General features: G+C 74.0%; 16 protein-coding genes and 1 pseudogene. 14 read left to right on the forward strand and 3 right to left on the reverse strand.

Features of this window, described 5'->3' with window-relative positions; all coding sequences use genetic code 11:
* The first annotated feature begins 72 nt into the window (after positions 1 to 72).
* The 6 genes from dxr to AC07BS_RS21650 all read left to right on the forward strand — a co-directional run bounded on the left by dxr (position 73) and on the right by AC07BS_RS21650 (position 7,377).
* On the forward strand, positions 73 to 1,347 hold the full coding sequence (dxr, locus tag AC07BS_RS21625) for a 1-deoxy-D-xylulose-5-phosphate reductoisomerase (RefSeq protein ID WP_478933861.1): 1,275 nt from the start codon (positions 73 to 75) through the stop codon (positions 1,345 to 1,347).
* A complete protein-coding gene (locus AC07BS_RS21630) occupies positions 1,344 to 2,645 on the forward strand; it encodes a M50 family metallopeptidase (protein ID WP_478650308.1) in 1,302 nt (433 codons plus the stop codon). Before dxr ends, AC07BS_RS21630 begins: the two co-directional genes overlap by 4 nt.
* Positions 2,646 to 2,866: 221 nt before the next feature.
* Positions 2,867 to 4,024, forward strand: coding sequence for a flavodoxin-dependent (E)-4-hydroxy-3-methylbut-2-enyl-diphosphate synthase (gene ispG, locus AC07BS_RS21635; protein ID WP_466315849.1), 1,158 nt, complete (start codon positions 2,867 to 2,869; stop codon positions 4,022 to 4,024).
* A gap of 153 nt (positions 4,025 to 4,177) precedes the next feature.
* Positions 4,178 to 5,023: a GNAT family N-acetyltransferase gene (locus AC07BS_RS21640; protein WP_478650311.1), complete on the forward strand. Its 846-nt coding sequence runs from the start codon at positions 4,178 to 4,180 to the stop codon at positions 5,021 to 5,023.
* A gap of 37 nt (positions 5,024 to 5,060) precedes the next feature.
* On the forward strand, positions 5,061 to 5,594 hold the full coding sequence (locus AC07BS_RS21645) for a GNAT family N-acetyltransferase (protein WP_478650313.1): 534 nt from the start codon (positions 5,061 to 5,063) through the stop codon (positions 5,592 to 5,594).
* An 88-nt stretch (positions 5,595 to 5,682) separates the two neighbouring features.
* On the forward strand, positions 5,683 to 7,377 hold the full coding sequence (locus tag AC07BS_RS21650; RefSeq protein WP_478933864.1) for a proline--tRNA ligase: 1,695 nt from the start codon (positions 5,683 to 5,685) through the stop codon (positions 7,375 to 7,377).
* A gap of 33 nt (positions 7,378 to 7,410) precedes the next feature.
* Here AC07BS_RS21650 and AC07BS_RS21655 read toward each other — a convergent pair whose 3' ends face one another.
* Genes AC07BS_RS21655 through AC07BS_RS21665 form a run of 3 tightly spaced genes read right to left on the reverse strand, consistent with a single transcriptional unit; the run spans position 7,411 to position 9,385 of the window.
* The gene (locus AC07BS_RS21655; RefSeq protein WP_478650317.1) at positions 7,411 to 8,358 is read right to left on the reverse strand and encodes an aminoglycoside phosphotransferase family protein; all 948 of its coding nucleotides are present in this window, start codon (positions 8,356 to 8,358) and stop codon (positions 7,411 to 7,413) included.
* 47 nt (positions 8,359 to 8,405) lie between these two features.
* Positions 8,406 to 8,843, reverse strand: coding sequence for a ferritin-like domain-containing protein (locus AC07BS_RS21660; protein WP_478650319.1), 438 nt, complete (start codon positions 8,841 to 8,843; stop codon positions 8,406 to 8,408).
* Positions 8,840 to 9,385, reverse strand: coding sequence for a hypothetical protein (locus AC07BS_RS21665; RefSeq protein ID WP_478933867.1), 546 nt, complete (start codon positions 9,383 to 9,385; stop codon positions 8,840 to 8,842). The genes AC07BS_RS21660 and AC07BS_RS21665 overlap by 4 nt, the downstream gene beginning before the upstream one ends.
* Before the next feature lie 170 nt (positions 9,386 to 9,555).
* On the opposite strand from AC07BS_RS21665, the gene rimP reads away from it, so the two are divergent.
* From rimP to AC07BS_RS21705, 8 genes and pseudogenes are all read left to right on the forward strand, one after another.
* Positions 9,556 to 10,089: a ribosome maturation factor RimP gene (gene rimP / locus AC07BS_RS21670; RefSeq protein WP_478650323.1), complete on the forward strand. Its 534-nt coding sequence runs from the start codon at positions 9,556 to 9,558 to the stop codon at positions 10,087 to 10,089.
* 2 nt (positions 10,090 to 10,091) lie between these two features.
* Positions 10,092 to 11,081: a transcription termination factor NusA gene (gene nusA / locus AC07BS_RS21675; protein ID WP_399934605.1), complete on the forward strand. Its 990-nt coding sequence runs from the start codon at positions 10,092 to 10,094 to the stop codon at positions 11,079 to 11,081.
* A gap of 212 nt (positions 11,082 to 11,293) precedes the next feature.
* Positions 11,294 to 11,602 (forward strand): YlxR family protein, encoded by a 309-nt coding sequence (locus AC07BS_RS21680; protein ID WP_478650325.1) that lies wholly within the window; start codon positions 11,294 to 11,296, stop codon positions 11,600 to 11,602.
* Positions 11,603 to 11,727: 125 nt separating this feature from the next.
* Positions 11,728 to 14,799 carry a translation initiation factor IF-2 gene (gene infB, locus AC07BS_RS21685; RefSeq protein WP_478650328.1) on the forward strand — a complete coding sequence of 1,024 codons (3,072 nt, stop codon included), beginning with the start codon at positions 11,728 to 11,730 and terminating at the stop codon, positions 14,797 to 14,799.
* A 197-nt stretch (positions 14,800 to 14,996) separates the two neighbouring features.
* Entirely contained in the window at positions 14,997 to 15,293 is a 297-nt protein-coding gene (locus AC07BS_RS21690; protein ID WP_478650330.1) for a DUF503 domain-containing protein, read from the forward strand.
* A gap of 54 nt (positions 15,294 to 15,347) precedes the next feature.
* On the forward strand, positions 15,348 to 15,800 hold the full coding sequence (rbfA, locus tag AC07BS_RS21695) for a 30S ribosome-binding factor RbfA (protein ID WP_478650332.1): 453 nt from the start codon (positions 15,348 to 15,350) through the stop codon (positions 15,798 to 15,800).
* Positions 15,797 to 16,699: a tRNA pseudouridine(55) synthase TruB gene (truB, locus tag AC07BS_RS21700; RefSeq protein WP_478933869.1), complete on the forward strand. Its 903-nt coding sequence runs from the start codon at positions 15,797 to 15,799 to the stop codon at positions 16,697 to 16,699. Before rbfA ends, truB begins: the two co-directional genes overlap by 4 nt.
* Positions 16,700 to 17,019: 320 nt before the next feature.
* A pseudogene (locus tag AC07BS_RS21705) lies at positions 17,020 to 20,872 on the forward strand (hypothetical protein); the annotation flags it as partial.

Raw genomic sequence — 20,872 nt, forward strand, 5'->3', positions numbered from 1 at the left:
GGCCCGCCGCCCGTGGCCGCCGCACCGGGACGCCCTGTCGGGCCGCCCCGGCGCAGCGGCCACAATGGTGGAATGACGGACTCCCTCGCTGACCCGCACCTCCGCTACTCCGCCACCGCCCACCCCGGTGACGGACCGCGCGAGATCGTGATCCTCGGCTCGACCGGCTCGATCGGCACCCAGGCCATCGACCTCGTGCTGCGCAACCCCGAGCGCTTCACGGTCACCGCCCTGTCCGCTGCCGGCGGCCGGGTGGAGCTGCTCGCCGAGCAGGCGCACCGACTGGGGGTCCGCCGGGTCGCGATCGCGCGCGCCGACAAGGCCGGCGAGCTGCGCGGGGCGCTGGCCGCGCGGTACGGCGCCGCGCCGCTGCCGGAGATCCTGGCCGGGCCCGACGCGGCCACCGAGGTGGCCCGCGGCGAGTGCCACACGGTCCTCAACGGCATCACCGGCTCCATCGGCCTGGCCCCCACCCTCGCCGCCCTGGAGGCGGGCCGGACGCTGGCCCTGGCCAACAAGGAGTCGCTGATCGTCGGCGGCCCGCTGGTCAAGGCCCTCGCCGCGCCGGGCCAGATCATCCCGGTGGACTCCGAGCACGCCGCGCTCTTCCAGGCCCTGCTCGGCGGCACCCGCGCCGAGGTGCGCAAGCTGGTCGTCACGGCCTCCGGCGGCCCCTTCCGCGGCCGTACGAAGGCCGAGCTGGCCTCGGTCACCCCGGCCGACGCGCTGGCCCACCCGACCTGGTCCATGGGCCCGGTGATCACGATCAACTCCGCCACCCTGGTGAACAAGGGGCTGGAGGTCATCGAGGCCCACCTGCTCTACGACATTCCGTTCGACCGCATCGAGGTCGTCGTCCACCCGCAGTCGTACGTCCACTCGATGGTGGAGTTCACCGACGGTTCGACCCTGGCCCAGGCCACCCCGCCGGACATGCGCGGGCCCATCGCCATCGGCCTCGGCTGGCCCGAGCGGGTCCCCGACGCGGCCCCCGCCTTCGACTGGTCCAAGGCCTCCACCTGGGAGTTCTTCCCGCTCGACGAGGAGGCCTTCCCCTCGGTCGCCCTCGCCCGGCACGTCGGCGGCCTCGGCGGCACGGCCCCCGCCGTGTTCAACGCCGCCAACGAGGAGTGCGTCGACGCGTTCCTGAGCGGGCACCTGCCGTTCAATGGGATCGTGGACACCGTCGCCGAGGTGGTGGCGGAACACGGCACCCCCGCCGCGGGAACCCGTCTGACCGTCTCGGACGTCCTGCAGGCGGAGACCTGGGCCCGTGCCCGGGCCCGTGAACTGGCGGCCCGTACGGGCGCCCGTACGGCGGAAGCGACCTCGGAGGCCCGCGCATGACGACACTGATGACCATCCTCGGGATAGTCGTCTTCGTGGTGGGCCTGCTCTTCTCCATCGCCTGGCACGAGCTCGGCCACCTCTCGACCGCCAAGCTCTTCGGCATCCGCGTGCCGCAGTACATGGTCGGCTTCGGGCCGACGATCTTCTCGCGGCGCCGGGGCGAGACCGAGTACGGCATCAAGGCCGTCCCGCTCGGCGGCTACATCCGCATGATCGGCATGTTCCCGCCCGGCGAGGACGGCCGTGTCACCTCCCGGTCCACCTCGCCCTGGCGCGGCATGATCGAGGACGCCCGCTCGGCGGCCTACGAGGAGCTGCGGCCGGGCGACGAGACCCGGATGTTCTACACGCGCAAGCCCTGGAAGCGCGTGATCGTGATGTTCGCGGGACCGTTCATGAACCTGGTCCTGGCCGTCGCGATCTTCCTCGGCGTGATGATGTCGTTCGGCGTCAACACCCAGACGACGACGGTCTCGGCCGTCTCGGACTGCGTGGTGTCCGCCAGCGCCCCCACGGACAAGTGCCCGTCGGGCGCCAAGGACTCCCCGGCGAAGGCGGCCGGCCTCCAGCCCAAGGACCGGATCGTCGCCTTCAACGGCCACCGGGCCACCGACTGGACCACGCTCCAGAAGGAGATCCGCCGGACCACCGGCCCCGCCACGATCACCGTCGAGCGCGACGGCCGGGAGCGGACGCTCCACGCCGACCTGATCTCCAACCAGGTCCAGAAGTACGACGCCAAGGGCGCCCCCCTCAAGGGCCAGTACGTGACCGCGGGCTTCCTCGGCTTCACTCCCGCCACGGGCGTCGTCCAGCAGTCCTTCGGACAGTCCGTAGACCGTATGGGCGACATGGTGCAGTCCGGCGTCGAGTCGCTCATCGCCCTTCCGGGCAAGATCCCCGACCTCTGGAACGCGGCCTTCGACGGTGCCGAGCGCAAGGCCGACTCGCCCATGGGTGTCGTCGGCGCCGCCCGCGTCGGCGGCGAGGTCTTCAACCTCGACATCCCGCCGTCGCAGCAGATCGCGACCATGCTCTTCCTCGTCGCGGGTTTCAACCTCTCGCTGTTCCTGTTCAACATGCTGCCCCTGCTGCCGCTGGACGGCGGGCACATCGCGGGCGCCCTGTGGGAGTCGGTCCGCCGCTCCCTCGCCAAGGTCTTCCGGCGCCCCGACCCGGGCCCGTTCGACGTGGCGAAGCTGATGCCGGTGGCGTACGTGGTGGCGGGCATCTTCGTCTGCTTCACGCTGCTGGTGCTCATCGCGGACGTGGTGAACCCGGTGCGGCTGACGTAGCCGCTTCCGGGGCTCCGCCCCGGACCCGCGGTCCTCAAACGCCGGACGGGCTGATTCCAGCCCGTCCGGCGTTTGAGGACGACGCGCGTCAGCGCGGACAAGGGAAAGGCGCCCCCGGCAGGGGACCGGCAATGTGCCCGGAAGGGATCGCGTGCCGTAACCTCGATCCCGGAGCCCGCCGATCTCGGGACCATGATTCACACCTTGGGGTTGCTCGCCACATGACTGCGATTTCGCTGGGAATGCCGTCCGTTCCGACCAAGCTCGCCGACCGCCGGGTCAGCCGCAAGATCCAGGTCGGATCCGTCGCCGTCGGTGGCGACGCCCCCGTGTCGGTGCAGTCCATGACGACCACCCGCACCTCGGACATCGGCGCCACGCTGCAGCAGATCGCCGAGCTGACGGCGTCCGGCTGCCAGATCGTCCGCGTCGCCTGCCCGACCCAGGACGACGCCGACGCGCTGCCGATCATCGCGAAGAAGTCGCAGATCCCGGTGATCGCGGACATCCACTTCCAGCCGAAGTACGTCTTCGCGGCCATCGACGCCGGCTGCGCCGCCGTCCGGGTCAACCCGGGCAACATCAAGCAGTTCGACGACAAGGTCAAGGAGATCGCGAAGGCCGCCGGCGACGCCGGTACGCCCATCCGCATCGGTGTGAACGCCGGCTCCCTCGACCGCCGCCTGCTGCAGAAGTACGGCAAGGCCACCCCGGAGGCCCTGGTCGAGTCCGCGCTGTGGGAGGCGTCGCTCTTCGAGGAGCACGGCTTCCGCGACATCAAGATCTCGGTCAAGCACAACGACCCGGTCGTCATGGTCAACGCCTACCGCCAGCTGGCCGCCCAGTGCGACTACCCGCTGCACCTCGGCGTCACCGAGGCCGGTCCGGCCTTCCAGGGCACCATCAAGTCGGCCGTCGCCTTCGGCGCCCTGCTCTCCGAGGGCATCGGCGACACCATCCGCGTCTCCCTCTCCGCCCCGCCGGCCGAGGAGATCAAGGTCGGCATCCAGATCCTGGAGTCGCTCAACCTCCGCCAGCGCCGCCTGGAGATCGTCTCCTGCCCGTCCTGCGGCCGCGCCCAGGTCGACGTCTACAAGCTCGCCGAGGAGGTCACCGCCGGCCTGGAGGGCATGGAGGTGCCGCTGCGCGTCGCCGTCATGGGCTGCGTCGTCAACGGCCCCGGCGAGGCCCGCGAGGCCGACCTCGGCGTCGCCTCCGGCAACGGCAAGGGCCAGATCTTCGTCAAGGGCGAGGTCATCAAGACCGTCCCCGAGTCGAAGATCGTGGAGACCCTCATCGAGGAGGCGCTGAAGATCGCCGAGCAGATGGAGAAGGACGGCGTCGCCTCCGGCGAGCCCACCATCAGCGTCGCGGGCTGACCCGCCCGCCGTCGCCGTGGCGCCGCCGCCCCGCCCCGTGCGGGGCGGCGGCGTTCCCGCCGACGAAGGGGTGGCCGCACGGCGCGGGAGGTACAGTGCCAGGACCTGATTCCCCCTTGGCCTCCGGCCCGCGACGGTGAGGCAAACCCACTCGTGCTGACGACGACCACCACCAAGGTCCTGGAGCCCGGCGAACTCGACGCGGCTCTCGCCGTCCTCGACCGCGACCCCGTGGCCAATGCCTTCGTCGCCGCGCGTGTCCAGGTCGCCGGACTCGACCCGTGGCGCCTCGGCGGCGAGATGTGGGGCTGGTTCGCCGGCGGCCGCCTGGAGTCGCTCTGCTACGCGGGGGCCAATCTCGTCCCCATCTGCGCCGGCCCCGAGGCCGTCCGCGCCTTCGCCGACCGCGCCCGCCGCTCCGGCCGCCGCTGCTCCTCCATCGTGGGCCCGGCCGAGGCCACCGCCGAGCTGTGGTCCCTCCTCGAACCCCACTGGGGCCCGGCCCGCGAGGTCCGCTCCCACCAGCCGCTGATGGTCACCACGGCGATGCCCGCGACCATCGAGCCCGACCCGCTGGTGCGCCGCGTCCGCAAGGACGAGATGGACCTGATCATGCCGGCGTGCGTGGCCATGTTCACCGAGGAGGTCGGGGTCTCCCCGCTCGCCGGCGACGGCGGCCTGCTCTACCAGGCGCGGGTCGCCGAGCTCGTCGGCTCCGGACGGTCGTTCGCCCGGTTCGAGGACGGCCGCGTCGTCTTCAAGGCCGAGATCGGCGCCGCCACCGACCGCGCCTGCCAGATCCAGGGCGTCTGGGTCGCCCCCGAGCACCGCGGCCGCGGCCTGTCGGTGGCCGGCATGGCCGCCGTGCTCCGGCACGCCCTGCGCGAGGTCTCCCCGGTCGTCAGCCTCTATGTGAACGACTACAACACCGCGGCCCGGGCCGCCTACCGGCGGGTGGGCTTCGAGGAGGTCGGCGCGTTCATGAGCGTGCTGTTCTGAGCGTCCGCCGGCGGTACGGACGGGTAGCCTCCCCCGCATGGATGACATCGCGTTCGGACCGCTCGACCTCGCCGCACGGGTGGACGAGGCCCTGGGCGTCCAGGCGCTCGCGTTCGGGCTCACTCCCGAAGAGGTCGGCGTGCGGCGCCATATCGTGCTCCGGCACCTGGAGTGCCCAGGGGCGCGTGCCCTGGGCGCCACCACCCCCGGCGGGCGGCTGGTGGGCTTCGTCTACGGCATGCCGAACGACCGCGCGCACTGGTGGTCCACGGTCGTCGAACCGTATCTGCGCGCCAACGGCAACGACGTCTGGCTGGACGACTCCTTCGTCATCACCGAGCTCCACGTCCATCCCGCCTTCCAGAACCGGCGGATCGGGCGGACGCTGATCACCGCCCTCACGGCCACCGCGCGTGAACCGCGCTCCATCCTGTCCGCCATCGACAAGGAGAGCCCGGCCCGGGCCCTCTACCGCAAGCTGGGCTACCGCGACCTCGCCCGCAACGTGGTCTTCCCGAGCGCCGCGCGGCCCTACGCGGTGATGGGGGCGCCGCTGCCGTTGCAGGACTGACCTGCCGCGGGACCGGCAAAACCGTTTTGGTGGCGCCCGGCCCGCCGTCTACGCTCCGGGGCATATCCGCAGCCCGGCAGGAGACACCATGGCCCACGTCCAGCGCATGTCCACGTCCATGATCAAGACATTGCGCGACGACCCGGCCGACGCCGAGACCGCCAGCCACCGGCTGCTGGTCCGCGCCGGCTACGTCCGCCGCTCCTCCGCGGGGGTGTGGACGTGGCTGCCGCTCGGCAAGAAGGTGCTCGACAACGTCTCCCGCGTGGTGCGCGAGGAGATGGACGCCATCGGCGCCCAGGAGGTCCTCCTGCCCGCCCTGCTGCCCAAGGAGCCCTACGAGACGAGCGGCCGCTGGAAGGAGTACGGCGACCTCCTCTTCCGGCTGCGCGACCGCAAGGGCGCGGAGTATCTGCTGGGGCCCACGCACGAGGAGATCTTCACCCTCACGGTCAAGGACCAGTGCACGTCCTACAAGGACCTGCCGGTGATGCTCTATCAGATCCAGACCAAGTACCGGGACGAGGCGCGGCCGCGCTCGGGCGTGCTGCGCGGGCGCGAGTTCCAGATGAAGGACTCCTACTCCTTCGACACCACCGACGAGGGCCTGGCCACGTCCTACGCCCTCCACCGCGCCGCCTACACCCGCGTCTTCGAACGGCTCGGCCTGGACTACCGCGTCGTCTCCGCCGTCTCCGGCGCCATGGGCGGCTCGGCGTCCGAGGAGTTCCTGGCCCCCGCGGCGGCCGGCGAGGACACCTTCGTCGACTGCCCGGGCTGCGGCTACGCCGCCAACACGGAGGCGGTGACCACGGCGGTGGCACCCGCCGACCCCTCGGGCCACGGCCCGGTGGAGGAGCTGGACACGCCGGACACCCCCACCATCGAGGCGCTCGCCGCCCACCTGGGCGTGCCCGCCTCGGCGACCCTGAAGAACCTCCTCGTCAAGATCGACGGCACGATCACGGCCGTCGGCGTCCCCGGCGACCGCGAGGTGGACCTGGGCAAGCTGGCGGAGCACCTGGCGCCCGCCGTGGTCGAGCTGGTGACGGCCGAGGACTTCGCGGCCCGGCCCGACCTGGTGCGCGGCTACGTCGGCCCGCAGGGCCTGGACCTGCCCTACCTCGCCGACCCGCGGGTCGCCCCCGGCACCGCCTGGATCACCGGCGCCAACAAGCCGGACACCCACGCCCGCAACGTCGTCTGCGGACGCGACTTCACCGTCGACCGCCACCTCGACGTCGTCGTGGTCCAGCCGGGCGACCCCTGCCCCCGGTGCGGCGCCGGACTGCGGATCGGCCGGGCCATCGAGATCGGCCACATCTTCCAGCTCGGCCGCAAGTACGCCGACGCCTTCGGCCTCGACGTCCTCGGCCCGGAGGGCAAGCCCGTGCGCGTCACGATGGGCTCGTACGGCATCGGCGTCTCCCGTGCCGTCGCCGCGCTGGCGGAGCAGACGCACGACGGCGCCGGGCTGTGCTGGCCGCGCGAGGTCGCGCCGGCCGACGTGCACGTCGTGGCGGCCGGCCGGGCCGTGCAGACGGAGCTCGCCGCCGAGCTGTCCGGCCGGCTGGCCGAGGCCGGCGTCCGGGTGCTGCTGGACGACCGCGCCGGTGTCTCGCCGGGCGTGAAGTTCACGGACGCGGAGCTCATCGGCGTCCCCACGATCCTCGTCGTGGGCCGTGGCGCGCCCGACGGCGTCGTCGAGCTGAAGGACCGGCGCACCGGGGAGCGGGAGGAGCTCACCGTGGCCGAGGCGATCGCCCGGCTGACGGCCCTTTGACGACCGCCCGCTGACGGGGCGTGGGGCCCCGGCTCAGAGCAGGCTCGCGAACTCCAGCAGGAGCTCGCCCTGTCCACGAGCCCCCAGCGCGAGCTGGTGCGCCCCCGCCTCCGCGGCGCGGAAGAGCGTCCAGCCGCGCAGCCGGACGGGGTCCACGTCCAGCGACTCGGCGAGCTTCGCCACCCGCCGGCGCGTCGCCGCGGCGGCGCCCGGGGAGGCGAGCAGGGTGTCGAGGCGGTCGCGGACCAGCCACGCCAGGTCGTAGGCGCGCTCGCCGACGAGCGGGCGCGGGGCCACGGCCAGCCACGGCGAGCGGTCGCCGGCCAGCACGGTGCCCTGGTGGTACTCGCCGTGCAGCAGCGTCTCCGGCTCCCCGGCGGGAGGTTCGGCCACCAGCGCGTCGCGCAGTTCGAGCGCCTCGTCGAGGACGGCCCGGACGTCCGCCGCCCACGGCAGCTCACGGCGCTCGCGCAGCACCCGGGCCGGCCCGGCGGTGTGCCCGGGCACGTCCGGGAAGGGGTGGGCGGCGCCCTCGGCGGCCGGCGGCACCCACAGCCGTTGCAGTGTGGCGGCCGCCTCCAGCTGGGCCTTGGCCTCGGCCAGCGAGCGCAGGCTCACATCGCCGTGCAGCCGTTCGAGGAGCAGCGCGTCCGCCTCCGGGGCGGTGTCCAGCACCCGTACGGCCGAGCGGCCGTCCCAGCGGGCGAGCGCGGCGTGTTCGAGGGCCGCCGCGCCACCGGGCGCGCACAGCTTGAGGGCGACGGGCGTGCCGTCGGAGCGCCGCGCGAGGACGACCATGCTGGTCCGTCCGCCCGGGGTCTGCACCCGTTCGGGTGTCAGCTCCCAGCGGGCGAGGCATTCCCGGGCGAGCCCCGGCAGCGCGGCCAGCCACGCGTGCGCCGCGTCGGCGTGGGCGGGGTCGGAGCCCAGGGTCCGAACCAGCCGCTCGGGCGGTTCGAGGCTGTCGTGCGCTGTGGCCATCCCTGAGCAGTCCCTCTCCTCGTTCACCGATGCGGCGTTCCCGCCGGTCAGGCCCGCTCCGCGAGCCCAGGGAAGGCTACGCTGCCGCCGCTCCAGCGCACCGCCCGCACCGCCGCCTCGCGCAGCCCGGCCGCCGCCTCGCCGCGCAGGGAGCCGGTGGCGGCCCGTACGAGATCGGCGTAGACGGCCGTCAGCCGGCGCTCCAGCTCCGTGGCCAGCCGCACCGCCGACGCCCCGTCGGTCACCGCGAACGGCAGCGTGTACGCCGCGGCCGCCGCGCCGGGCTCGGCGCCCAGGGCGCGCACCGCGCGGCTCATCGCGTCCCGCCGCGCCCGGTGGGCGTCGTACGCCTCGCGCGCCCGCGCCGCGTGCTCCTCCTCGACCCGGGCGCCGACGACGCCGTAGCCGTAGACGGCGGCGTGCTCGGCCGCGAGGGCGGCCTGGGCGGCCGCCACGGCCCCCTCGGAGTCCTGGCGCGCCGTCATGAGCCCTCTCCCGTCAGCAGGTAGGCGTGGGCGGCGCCGGCCGCCGCCACGGAGGCCAGCAGCCGGGCGAGTTCGGGCGGTGCCGCGCCGAGGTCGGCGGCGCGGGCGTCGGCGGCGCGGCGCTCGGCCGCGGCCAGCGCGCGCAGCGCCTCCCGTTCGTCGCCGGGCACCTCCGGCGGCGCGGCGGGGGAGGGGGACGCGCCGGGCGTGCCCGACGGGGCCGCGGAGGGGCCCGGCGCGGCCCCGAACGCCTCGGCGTGGCGGGCGGCTTCGGCCTTCAGGGGCCGCAGGCGCTCGGCGAGCGGCGGGTGGGCGGCGGCGGTGGCGTCGTACCGCCGCAGCAGCTCCGCGGCGTCCCGCCCGGCGCGTTCCCGCAGCCGCTGGGCGGCCGAGGCGCGCTCGTCGGCCGCGCCGGAGGCACCGCCGGAACACCCGGTGAGCGCCGTGCCGGCGCCCACCGCGATGAGGGCGGCCGCGCCCCCTACCAGTACCCTGCGTCTGCGGGGGTCGCCGGCGCCCCGCGTCGTCGTCGTGAGCGGCACGTTCCTCTTTCCGCGTCGTCCGGGCATGATCACCGCACGCGAGCGTACCGGCGCGCGGCAGGATGGCCGTGGACCGGGCACCGAATCGTCAGTCGGCTGCCGGAACAGATAGGCTTTGGGCTGACACGCGTCTTTCCCACAACAGCACACGCGGCCGAGGAGTCACCCGGATGAGCACCACCCAGAGCGAGCGGCTGCGTGAGCTGCTGGCCCCTCTCGTGAGCGCGCGGGAGCTGGACCTGGAAGAGGTCGAGGTGACGCCGGCCGGCAAGCGGCGTGTGCTGCGCATCGTGGTGGACTCCGACGAGGGCGTGCAGCTGGACACCTGTGCGGACCTCAGCCGCGACATCTCCGTCCGGCTCGACGAGACCGACGTCATGGGCGGCGCGCCCTACGTCCTGGAGGTCACCTCCCCGGGCGCGGACCGTCCCCTCACCCAGCACCGGCACTACGTCCGGGCCACCGGCCGTCTGATCAAGGCGCAGCTCGCCGAGGGCGGCGAGCTCGTCGCGCGGATCGTCGCCGTGGACGACGAGGGGCTCGACCTGGAGGTGCCGGGTGTGAAGGGCCGCAAGCCCACCGCCCGTCGACTGGCCTTCGGTGAGATCGCCAAGGCGCGCGTGGAGATCGAGTTCAACCGTAAGGCCACGGAAAAGGCCGCAGACATGCACGACGAGATTGACGAGAATCAAGAGGAGGCGTAGCCGTGGACATCGACATGAGCGCCCTGCGGGGTCTGGTGCGGGAAAAGGAGATCTCCTTCGACCTGCTGGTCGAGGCGATCGAGTCGGCCCTCCTCATCGCGTACCACCGCACCGAGGGAAGCCGCCGCCGGGCCCGCGTGGAGCTGGACCGGTCGACCGGGCATGTGACGGTGTGGGCCAAGGAGGACCCGCAGGACCTCGCCGAGGGCGAGGAGCCCCGCGAGTTCGACGACACGCCGTCCGGCTTCGGCCGGATCGCCGCGACCACCGCCAAGCAGGTCATCCTCCAGCGTCTGCGCGACGCCGAGGACGAGATCACTTTCGGTGAGTTCGCGGGGCGCGAGGGCGATGTCGTCGCGGGCATCGTGCAGCAGGGCAAGGACCCCAAGAACGTCCTGGTCGACATCGGCAAGCTGGAAGCCATCCTGCCGGTGCAGGAGCAGGTGCCCGGCGAGGAGTACAAGCACGGCACGCGTCTGCGGACGTACGTCGTCCGGGTGGCGAAGGGCGTCCGCGGTCCGTCCGTGACCCTCTCGCGGACCCACCCCAACCTGGTGAAGAAGCTCTTCGCCATGGAGGTCCCGGAGATCGCGGACGGTTCGGTGGAGATCGCCGCCATCGCCCGTGAGGCCGGCCACCGCACCAAGATCGCGGTGCGTTCGACCCGCTCCGGCCTGAACGCCAAGGGCGCCTGCATCGGCCCGATGGGCGGCCGGGTGCGCGCGGTCATGGCCGAGCTCCACGGCGAGAAGATCGACATCGTCGACTGGTCGGACGACCCGGCGGAGCTCGTCGCCCACGCGCTGTCCCCCGCACGGGTGAGCAAGGTGGAGGTCGTCGACCTCGCCGCCCGCTCCGCCCGGGTGACGGTGCCGGACTACCAGCTCTCCCTCGCCATCGGCAAGGAAGGGCAGAACGCCCGGCTCGCGGCCCGGCTGACCGGCTGGCGGATCGACATCCGCCCGGACACCGAGCAGCAGCAGGGCGAGTAAAGGCGCACGGAAGCGGCAGGGGGCGCGCGGTAGCGCCCCCGAGCGGTCCGCCCGCCCGGTGAATCGGTCCGTAAAACGACCATGACGCACCGTGCCGCCCCGTGCGGGGCCTGATCCAGGCCTGTATCCCTGGCCGATCTTGGCCGAAACGCATACGCGCACGATCAGTGCCCCGAAGGGGTGAGGTCGGCGTGGGGAGGTAGACTTAACCAGTGTCTGGCCGGACGCATGCCCGCGCATGCCCTGAGCGCACCTGTGTGGGGTGCCGGGAGCGAGCGGCCAAGGGCGAACTGCTGCGGACCGTGGTGATCGAGGGCGCCTGCGTCCCCGATCCTCGCGGTACGCTGCCCGGCCGGGGTGCCTCCGTGCACCCCACACTGGTCTGCCTCGATCTGGCGGTACGCCGCCGGGCGTTCCCCCGGGCCTTCAAAATCCCGGGACCGCTCGACACGGCGGCACTGCGCACGTACGTCGAGCAGACCGCCCAGCAGGAGAACGGCCCCGCGCACGCGCGGGGATGACCACTGTCAGGTACCTCGCGAGTTGGAAGTAGGTCGAGATTGCGATGAGCACTCGATGAGTACGCGATGAGTACGCCCATGAAGTAGCGACGGTCCGGCGGACACCCGGACCTAGAAGGAGCGAAGTGGCTAAGGTCCGGGTATACGAACTCGCCAAGGAGTTCGGAGTGGAGAGCAAGGTCGTCATGGCCAAGCTCCAAGAACTTGGTGAATTCGTCCGTTCGGCGTCCTCGACCATCGAGGCGCCGGTCGTCCGTAAGTTGACTGACGCATTGCAGGGGCCCGGCGGCAGCGCCGGCAAGTCCGCTGCGAAGCCCGCGGCGCCGCGCAAGGCGCCCGCGAAGCCTGGTGCCCCCACTCCCGGCGCCCAGGCCCCCCGTCCCGCCGCCCCGGCCCCCAAGCCGGCCGCGGCCCCGAAGCCCGCGACCCCCGGTGCCGGCCCCGCGCCGACCCCCGGTCCGCGTCCGGGCCCGAAGCCCGCTCCGGCGGCTCCGGCCAAGCCCGCCCCGGTGACCCCGGTGCCCGCCGCGGAGTTCTCCGCGCCGGCCGCCGAGCGTCCGGCCGCGCCCGCGCCGCGTCCCGGTGCCACGCCCGGCCCGCGCCCCGGCGCCCGTCCGGGTCCCGGCGGCCAGCGTGACGCCGGCCGTCCCGGCGACCGTGGTGACCGCGGCGACCGCGGCCCCCGTCAGGGTGGCGGCGAGCGCGCCCCGCGTCCCGGTGGCGCCCGTCCGGCCGGTCCCCGTCCGGGCAACAACCCCTTCACCTCCGGTGGCTCCACCGGTATGGCCCGTCCGCAGGCCCCCCGTCCGGGTGGCGCCCCGCGTCCGGGTGCCGGCGGCCCCGGTGCCCCGCGCCCGCAGGGCGGTCCCGGCGGTGCCCCGCGCCCGCAGGGTCAGGGTCCCCGTCCCACCCCGGGCGGCATGCCCCGTCCGCAGGCTCCCGGTGGCGCCCCGCGTCCCGGTGGTGCCCCCGCCGGTAACCGCCCGAACCCGGGCATGATGCCGCAGCGTCCGGCTGCCGGCCCGCGTCCGGGCCCCGGTGGCGGCGGTCGCGGTCCCGGCGGCGGTGCCGGTCGTCCCGGCGGCGGTGCCGGTCGTCCCGGCTTCGCCGGTCGTCCGGCCGGTCCCGGTGGCGGCGGTCGTCCCGGTGGCGGCGGCGGCTTCGCCGGTCGTCCCGGTGGCGGTGGCCCCGGCGGTGGCGGCGGCGGCTTCGGCGGCGGTCGTCCCGGCGGCTTCGGCGGTCGTCCCGGTGGCCCGGGTGCCCGTGGTGGCACGCAGGGTGCCTTCGGCCGTCCCGGCGGTCCGGCCCGTCGTGGCCGCAAGTCCAAGCGCCAGCGTCGCCAGGAGTACGAGGCCATGCAGGCCCCGTCCGTGGGCGGCGTGATGCTGCCCCGCGGCGGCGGCGAGACCATTCGCCTGTCGCGCGGTGCCTCCCTCACCGACTTCGCGGAGAAGATCGGCGCCAACCCGGCGTCGCTCGTCGCCGTGATGATGAACCTCGGCGAGATGGTCACGGCCACGCAGTCCGTCTCCGACGAGACGCTGCAGCTCCTCGGCGGCGAGATGAACTACCAGGTTCAGATCGTCAGCCCCGAGGAGGAGGACCGCGAGCTCCTCGAGTCGTTCGACATCGAGTTCGGTGAGAACGAGGGCGGCGAGGAGATGCTCGTCGCGCGTCCGCCGGTCGTGACCGTCATGGGTCACGTCGACCACGGTAAGACGCGACTCCTCGACGCGATCCGCAAGACCAACGTGGTCGCGGGCGAGGCCGGTGGCATCACCCAGCACATCGGTGCCTACCAGGTCGCCACCGAGGTCAACGACGAAGAGCGCAAGATCACCTTCATCGACACCCCGGGTCACGAGGCGTTCACCGCCATGCGTGCCCGTGGTGCGAAGTCGACCGACATCGCGATCCTCGTGGTGGCGGCCAACGACGGTGTCATGCCGCAGACGATCGAGGCCCTGAACCACGCCAAGGCGGCCGACGTGCCGATCGTGGTCGCGGTCAACAAGATCGACGTCGAGGGCGCCGACCCGACCAAGGTCCGCGGTCAGCTGACCGAGTTCGGTCTGGTGGCCGAGGAGTACGGCGGCGACACGATGTTCGTCGACATCTCCGCCAAGCAGGGTCTGAACATCGACAAGCTGCTCGAGGCCGTCGTCCTCACCGCCGACGCCGCGCTCGACCTGCGCGCCAACGCGGAGCAGGACGCGCAGGGCATCGCGATCGAGGCCCACCTCGACCGCGGTCGCGGCGCCGTGGCCACCGTCCTCGTCCAGCGCGGTACCCTCCGCGTCGGCGACACGATGGTCGCCGGTGACGCCTACGGCCGTGTCCGCGCCATGCTCGACGACAAGGGCCAGAACGTGGACGAGGCGGGTCCGTCGACCCCGGTCCTCGTCCTGGGTCTGACCAACGTCCCGGGCGCCGGCGACAACTTCCTCGTCGTCGACGAGGACCGCACGGCCCGCCAGATCGCCGAGAAGCGCGCCGCGCGCGAGCGCAACGCCGCCTTCGCCAAGCGCACCCGCCGGGTGTCCCTCGAGGACCTCGACAAGGTGCTCAAGGCCGGTCTGGTGCAGGATCTCAACATCATCATCAAGGGCGACGCGTCCGGTTCGGTGGAGGCTCTCGAGTCCTCGCTGCTCCAGCTCGACGTCGGCGAAGAGGTCGAGATCCGCGTGCTGCACCGCGGTGTGGGTGCGGTCACCGAGTCGGACATCAACCTGGCGACCGGCTCCGACGCCATCGTCATCGGCTTCAACGTCCGCGCCGAGGGCCGTGCCACGCAGATGGCCGAGCGCGAGGGCGTCGACGTCCGTTACTACTCGGTCATCTACCAGGCGATCGAGGAGATCGAGGCGGCCCTCAAGGGCATGCTGAAGCCGGAGTACGAAGAGGTCGAGCTCGGTACGGCGGAGATCCGCGAGATCTTCCGCTCGTCCAAGCTGGGCAACATCGCGGGTGTCCTCATCCGCTCCGGCGAGGTCAAGCGCAACACCAAGGCGCGCCTCATCCGCGACGGCAAGGTCGTGGCCGAGGACCTCACCATCGTCGGTCTGCGTCGTTTCAAGGACGACGTCACCGAGATCCGCGAAGGCTTCGAGGGTGGTATCAACCTCGGAAACTTCAACGACATCAAGATCGACGACGTCATCGCGACGTACGAGATGCGGGAGAAGCCGCGCGGCTGAGCCGTGCAGCCACCCGTGTGGCGTGACCGGGGCCGGTCGGCGGATCATATTTCCGTCGATCGGCCCCGGCCGTTGCGTGTACGGTTCGAAGAGTCCGTACACCGCGAACCATCCGGTCGCACGTACGGACGCACACTCCGCCAGCCTCCGCTGGGGGAGCCATCGCACGCCTCCCGGGTGGGCCTCACCCGTAACGCATGTACGCAGGGACACTGTCCTTCGATCTTCTCCTCGGTGACGTACGGTCGCTGAAGGAGAAGCGCTCCGTCGTCCGTCCGATCGTCGCCGAGCTCCACCGCAAATTCGCGGTGAGCGTGGCGGAGGTCGGCGACCAGGACCTCTACCGCCGGGCCACCCTCGGTGTGGCGGCGGTCTCCGGGGACGCGGGGCACCTCACAGACCTACTGGACCGCTGCGAGCGCTGGGTCGCCGCACGTCCTGAAGTGGAGCTGCTGTCGGTACGACGGCGGTACCACGGCGACCATGACGACTGACCGGTCGGCTGGCGCCGAGAGCACGATGCTGGAAGACGAGAAGGAGACGGACCAGTGGCCGACAACGCGCGGGCGAAGAGGCTGGCGGACCTCATCCGCGAGGTGATCGCCCAGAAGCTGCAGCGCGGAATCAAGGACCCGCGACTGGGCTCGCACGTGACCATCACGGACACCCGGGTCACCGGCGACCTGCGGGAGGCTACGGTCTTCTACACGGTCTACGGCGACGACGAGGAGCGGGCCGGCGTGGCCGCGGGCCTGGAGAGCGCCAAGGGCATCCTGCGCTCCGAGGTCGGCCGTGCCGCGGGGACGAAGTTCACGCCGACGCTGACCTTCGTGGCGGACGCCCTGCCGGAGAACGCCCGGACCATCGAGGACCTCCTCGACAAGGCGCGCGCCTCGGACGCCCAGGTGCGCCAGGCCTCCTCGGGCGCCCGGTACGCCGGCGAGGCCGACCCGTACCGCAAGCCCGGTGACGGGGACGACAAGGACGCCGCCGCCGAATGAAGCAGAAGTACAGCGGCCCGGACGGCCTGATCATCGTCGACAAGCCGGCCGGCTTCACCTCGCACGACGTCGTCGCCAAGATGCGGGGCATCGCCCGCACCCGGCGTGTCGGCCACGCGGGGACGCTCGACCCGATGGCGACCGGTGTGCTCGTCCTCGGTGTCGAGCGTGCCACCAAGCTCCTCGGTCACCTCGCGCTGACCGAGAAGGAGTACGTGGCGACGATCCGGCTCGGCCAGAACACGGTCACGGACGACGCGGAGGGGGAGATCACCTCCTCCACCGACGCCTCCGGGGTCTCCCGCGAGGCCATCGACGCCGGGATCGCCAAGCTCACGGGCGCCATCATGCAGGTGCCGTCCAAGGTCAGCGCGATCAAGATCGACGGTGTGCGGTCGTACAAGCGGGCGCGGGAGGGCGAGGAGTTCGAGATCCCCGCCCGCCCGGTGACCGTCTCGTCCTTCACCGTGCACGCCGTGCACCCCGGTGCGGCCGAGGACGGCACTCCGGTGCAGGACCTGCTGGTCTCCGTCGTCTGCTCGTCCGGCACCTACGTCCGGGCCCTGGCCCGCGACCTGGGCGCCGACACGGGCGTCGGCGGCCACCTCACGGCCCTGCGGCGCACCCGGGTCGGCCCGTACGGCATCGGGAACGCGCGGACGCTCGAGCAGCTCCAGGAGGAGCTGACCGTGATGCCCGTCGCCGAGGCGGCCGAGGCCGCCTTCCAGCGCTGGAACGTGAACGCCGAGCAGGCCCGCCTGCTGGGCAACGGCGTCCGGATCAAGGTGCCGCCGTTCGACACCACCGGCCCGATCGCGGTCTTCGGCCCCGACGGCCGCTTCCTCGTGCTGGTGGAGAACCAGGGCGGCAAGGCCAAGAGCCTGGCGGTCTTCGTCTAGGCCTGGCGGTCTTCGTCCGGGCGGCCGGTCTTCGTCCGGCCAGTCTTCGTCCGGCCGGTCCTCGTCCGGTCGGCCGGTCCGGTCGGCCGGCGGTGATGCCGTCACACCGTGGGGCGGGGAGCGCGTGTCGCGCGTTCCCCGCCCCACGATCCCCCTCCCACTGGTCTCTATCCATCCGGGACGGATGATTCACCCCAACGGGCAGGCGCTCGGAGTGAACCAGGGGGGTGGAAGGGGGCGCGTTCAGGATGTGATCTGGTCTCGCCGATCATCCGCTGCCTACCGTCGTGTGCACGAGCACGGCGGGAGGTTCGACGGGAATGAACGGTCGGCGGACCGATGCCGAAGAGTCGCTGGTACGCATCCGCGACCTCGCCGGTCGCGCGCGGGGCACGGGATTCCTCGCCGACGACCGCGGCACACTGATCACCAGCCATGAGGCGGTCGACGGCCTCGCCCGCCTTGTCCTGCACGCCCACGGCGAGCTGACCTGCGTCGTCTCCGCGGACGACGTCATCGCGCTCCCCGAGTGCGACCTGGCCCTCGTCCGCACCGAGGGCCTGTGCGTGCCCCCGCTGCCGGTCGCCGCGGCCGAGCGCGTCGAGGGCGGCAAGGACGTACGGATGCGCGCCGGCCGCTGGCACAACGCCCGCATCGTCGGCGACGTCCCCGTCACCTACACCGCCACCGACCGCTTCCACCTCCTCGGTGCGGCGCTGGAGCTCTCGCTGTCCGAGCGCGCCGGGCTGCGGCTGGGGGAGGAGGCCACCGGCGGGCCCGTGTTCGACGCCGCCAGCGGGGCCGTCATCGCCGTCCTCGGTACCGCGCTCCAGGCCGAGCGGAGGGCCGCCGGATTCGCGATCCCCCTGCGCGCCGCCGCCGCGGCCGACCCCGACGGGCCGCTCTCCCAGCTGCTCCACCGCAACTCCGCCGGCGTCCCGGCCTTCGGCCCCGACCTGAACCTCGCGGGCGCCCTCCAGCTCACCGCCACCGCCCTGGGCTCGGTCGTCACCCCTCGGGTCTGGCGCGACCCCGTGGAGCGCCCCGAGACCGAGCGCGAGTTCGCCCGCTTCCTCGACGTCGAACCCGGCGACCCCGGCGGCCGGGCCTACGTCCTCGGCCTGGTCGGCGACCCCGGCACGGGCCGCACCACCGAGCTCGGCGCACTGGCCGGGCGCCGGGCGCGCGGCGCCGAGCCCGCGCCCACCCTCTGGCTGCGCGGCGCCGACCTCATGGTGGGCGACGAGAGCGTCCGCGACGCCCTCGCCCGCGCCCTCGCCGCCGCCGGCCGCATCGTCACCGCCTCGGCGGGCCCCGCCGGCACCTTCGGGGACACCTCCGCCGCCACCCCCGAGGCCGTCGCCGAGCTCGCCCGCCGCATGGGGCGCCCTCTGCTCGTCCTCCTCGACGGACCGGAGGAGATGCCGCCCGTCCTCGCCCACGCCCTGCCCGCCTGGACGGCCGCCACCGCCGACTGGCTCCGGACCCACGCCACCCGCCTGATCGTCGCCTGCCGCCCCGAGCACTGGGAGACCGCCGGCGCCCTCTTCCCCCGCGAGGCCCTCCACGTCTCCGGCACCGGCGGCCTGCCCACCACGCCGGGCCCGCGCGCCCTGCCGCCCTGCTCCCGGCTGCCCGCGCTCTCCCCCGGCCAGGCCGCCGAGGTCCGCGCCTCCTACGGCATCCCACCGGACGCCATCGACCCCGCCGACGCCGGCCACCCCCTCGCCCTCCGGCTGCTCGCCGAGGTCCGGGCCGCGCTCCCGGACGGCACCGCGGGCGCCGGCGGCACCGGCGAGGCCGCCCCCGGCCGCTGGGACGTCTTCGCCGCCCACCTCGACCTGATCTGCCTGCGCATCGCCGTCCGGCTCGCCGCCGCCCGCCGGCCCCCGCTGCGCGGCGCGGCCGTCCAGCGGCTCGCCGCCCGGGTGGCCGGGCAGGTCCACGAGGCCGCCCGGCGCTGTCTGGGGCCGGGGCAGGGGGAGCTGGAACGGGAGTCCTTCGAGGAGCTCTTCCCCTGGCGCACGGGCTGGGCCTCCGCCGTCCTCACCGAGGGCCTCCTCGTGCCGGCCGGCTCCGGCTACCGCTTCGCCCACGAGGAGTTCGCCGACTGGTTGCAGGGCACCCACCTCGACCTCGACGCCGCCCTCCACGCGCTGATCCACCGCTGGTACGAACCCGAGGGCCCGCCCGCCGAGGCCGCCGTCCGCCTGCCCTCGCGCGCCGGCGGCGGCCCCGTACCGGCGCCCGAGGGCCACGTACCGCCCCCGCCCGGCTCCGGCGGCGCCGCGCGCTCCGCCGCCGGCCGGCGGCGCCGGCGCGGCGACCGGGCCGAGCCGCCCCGGCCGCTGCCCGTGCCCCGGCACCGCATCGGCCCTGTCCTCCAGGCGCTCCTCCTGCTCGCCCGCCGCTCGGGGCCGACCGAGCTCTCGCGCCGCCTCAGCGCCCTCGTCCACGCGGTCGAGACCCTCGCCCAGCGGGCGACAGCCGCCGAGGCCAAGGAGAAGGGCGGCAGCGCCCCCCTCGCCGACCCCGCCTGGTGGGCCGCCCACCTCCTCGGTGAGACGCTGCTGCGCGTCCCGGACGCCACGCCGTACCTGGGCGTGCTGCGGCTCCTCGCCGAACGTGTCACGGCCCGCTCCCTCGCGGCAGGTGGCTTCGACGCGGAGTCGGCCCCCGCGCTGGGCGGCCTCGCCGAATTCGGCCCCTGGTTCTGGCGCCGGGTCCCCCTGGGCCTGGCCGACCGCCTCGAACTCCTCCGCATCCTCCTCCCGGCGGACGGCCCCCCACCGGGCGCGGCGGTCCCGGGGGCCGCCGCGCTGGAGGCCGGGCCGGGGAGCCGTGACGTCGATGAGGACGGCGTGGACATGGCCGGTGCCGGCGCGGCCGACGCCGACGCCGTCGAGAAGGCCGAGGGGTGGGTCGACATCGAGTGGGAGCTCGACGGGGAGGCCACCGGGCTGTCGGCGGGGGCCGGGGCCGGGGGAAGCGGGACGGGTTCCGCCCGGGGCGGGGACAGCGCGGCTTCGGGGCGGGCGAGCGGCCGGGCCGCCGAGGGGGCTGACGGCCGGGGCGGACGGGAGGACGGCCGGAAGGCCCGATCGGCTGCGGCCGAGGGCGGTCCCGGTGCGGCGGACGACGCGGCCCGGGACACGGCTGCCATGGCGGGCACCGGCGATGCCCGGGAATGGGGGGTCGGGGCGGCCGGGGCCGCGGGAGATGTGAGGGATGCCTGGGTGGCGGGGGATGGTCGGGCCGGCCGCGACGCCGGGGTCGGCCGGGACGGCTCGGCTGTCGGCGACGGGTGGGACCCCAGGGACGGCGGGGCGGCCTCGGCTGCCGACGCCGACGGGGACGACCGCGACGTCCGGGCTGCCGGAGAGGGCCGGGAAGACCGCGACGCCTGGGCTTCCGGGGACACCGGGGCAGGCAGGGACATCGGGGCTGCCTGGAACGACCGGGACGGTGGGCATGCCCGGGCCGCTGGGCCAGGCCGGGAAGGTGCCCGGGCAGGCAGGGACATCGGAGCCGCCGGGGACGACCAGGACGGCGGGGACGCCTGGGCTGGCTGGGATGGCCGCGACGCCGGGGCTGCTCGGGTCGGCAGTGACCTTGGGGCTGCCGGGGACGATCGGGACGGTGGGCACGACCAGGCCGGTGGGGACGCCTGGGCTGCCGGAGCCGGCTGGGATGGCCGCGATGCCCGGGGAGCCCGGGTCGGCAGTGATGTCGGGGCTGCCGGGGACGACTGGGACGGTGGGGACCCCGAGGCCGCTGGGGTCGCCGGGGGCGACCGGGACGGTCGCGACGCCCAGGTCGCGGGAGATCCTCAGGCAGGCGGGGGTGCCTGGGCCGGCGAGGGCGAGAGGGACGGCGGGATCGGCCCGGATGGTCGGGGCAGTCGTGACGGTTGGGACTCGTGGGCTGCCGAGGACGCCCGGGGTGGCCGGGCCGGCGAGGACGAGAGGGACGGCGAGGTCGGCCCGGACAGCCGGGGCAGCCGTGACGGTTGGGACTCGTGGGCTGCCGAGGACGCCCGGGGTGGCCGGGTCGGCGAGGACGAGAGGGACGGCGGGGTCGGCCCGGATGGTCGGGGCAGTCGTGACGGTTGGGACTCGTGGGCTGCCGAGGACGCCCGGGGTGGCCGGGCCGGCGAGGACGAGAGGGACGGCG

This window comes from Streptomyces sp. NPDC044063, assembly GCF_056434285.1.